Source organism: Actinomyces sp. oral taxon 849 str. F0330, assembly GCF_000239715.1.
Lineage (GTDB): Bacteria > Actinomycetota > Actinomycetes > Actinomycetales > Actinomycetaceae > Actinomyces > Actinomyces johnsonii.
The window spans coordinates 1-1,598 of the sequence record NZ_JH470381.1 but is presented as its reverse complement, the minus strand read 5'-3'; the positions used below and the strand labels follow the sequence as shown (position 1 = coordinate 1,598).

2 protein-coding genes are annotated in these 1,598 nt (G+C 66.7%); one reads left to right on the top strand and one right to left on the bottom strand.

The window, feature by feature from the left end; translation table 11 throughout:
- On the bottom strand, positions 1 to 550 hold a 550-nt coding region (locus HMPREF0975_RS14210), incomplete at its 3' end, for an IS110 family transposase (protein WP_009234935.1).
- A gap of 157 nt (positions 551 to 707) precedes the next feature.
- Between HMPREF0975_RS14210 and HMPREF0975_RS17420 the strand changes: the two genes are divergently transcribed.
- The gene (locus HMPREF0975_RS17420) at positions 708 to 1,139 is read left to right on the top strand and encodes a transposase (protein ID WP_083840817.1); all 432 of its coding nucleotides are present in this window, start codon (positions 708 to 710) and stop codon (positions 1,137 to 1,139) included.
- Positions 1,140 to 1,598 lie beyond the last annotated feature (459 nt).

Here is a 1,598-nt window from a genome sequence, read left to right as displayed (position 1 = left end):
GGTGGGTGCGGGCCATGTGGTGCAGGGCGCTGGTGGCGGCCTGCTGGGGTGTGGTGATGGTTCTGGTGGGACGAGTTCGAGCCAGGCGGGTGATCAGGGCCGGGGTGTCGAGCCTGCGGTAGCGCTCGCGCAGGGGCTCGGGGGCGGTGGTCAGCAGGGAGTGGATACTGTTAGTGATCGCGGTGGCGGCTGAGATCAGGCGGGTGCGGGCTGCCAGCAGGAGCCGGATCTGCTCGGCTGGGCCGGTGGTGTCCTTGGCCTGGCTGACACCGTCTCCGGACAGGACGGTGCGAGCCGCGGCGATGGCGTCGATCGGGTCGGACTTGCCGTGGTGGCGTCTGACCCGGCGGCTGGGGCGCAGCACCTCGACGGTGTCGTAGCCGGCCTGGCGCAGGGTACGGGTCAGTCCTGCTCCGTAGGAGCTGGTGTCCTCTACGCCGACGGCCATGAGGGGACCGAGGCGGTCGAGGTGTGCTGTCAGATCGTCGTAGCCCTGCTGGTCGGCGGGGAAGGAGCTGGTTGCGATCACGGCGCCCTGGGCGGTGAGCACCGCCAGGGTGTGAGTGTCCTGATGGGTGTCGACTCTGAATCGCCCTGGGTTTGATGGAGGCAGTGACGACACGGAAGGATCACTGTCATGGGACTTTAAGGAAGTACCCCGATGAGCTGCACGAGCGAGCCACGAGGACGGGCGTTGGACGCGTTGGCTGACCCGGCGCGGGCCAAGGGCGCGATCCGTAGGATTCGGCGAGGAGCTGGGTGTTCACCCCAAGGCTCTACGCATCTGGGTCAAGAAGGCCCAGGTCGATGGTGGTCTGAGGCCGGGAACCACCACTGACGAGGCACAGCGGATCAAGGAGCTAGAGAAAGAGGCCCGAGAGCTGCGAAGAGCCAACGCGATCCTGAAAAGCGCGTCAGCTTGTCTATCGCGGCGGAGTGTGAGCGCCCGTCCCGCTGATCTGCCAGTACATCGAGACCAAGAAGGAGGAGTTCGGGGCCTGGCCGATCTGCAAGGTGCTCACTGGTGCCGGAGTCAAGATCGCCCCGAGCACCTGACTCACGCCCGCGGTAGCCGGCCTCCTAGTGCCAGGGGCCTGCGCGACAAGGACCCTCAAGACCGAGATCAGACGAGTCCATGAGAACCAGCTACTCGGTGCTGGGGGCCCGCAAGATGCACGTGATGCGGGACCGACCTGAGATCGCCGAGCGTCACGGTGCCGGTCACGTGGCCCGCTGCACCGTCGAACGCCTCATGGGCGACCTGGGCCTGCGCGGCGTCCGCCGCGCCAAGTCCCCGCGCACCACGCGCAGCGCACCGCGAGAGCAGTGCCCGGCCGACCTCGTCAAAAGGCATTTCAGCGCGTTCAGGCCAAAAGAGCTATGGGTCGCCGACATTCCCCCGCAAGCGGGAGGTGCCCCTCCTATGTACGCACCCTCTCCGGGTAGGTCTATGCGGCTTTCGTCACCGACGTGTACTCCTGGAGAATCATCGGCTGGCAGACCACCTACCGGCCAGTGTGCACCGACCTGGCCCTAGACGCCCTCAAGATCGCCGTCTGGCAACGAAAGCGAACCGGGGCCAACCTGACGGGCCTGGT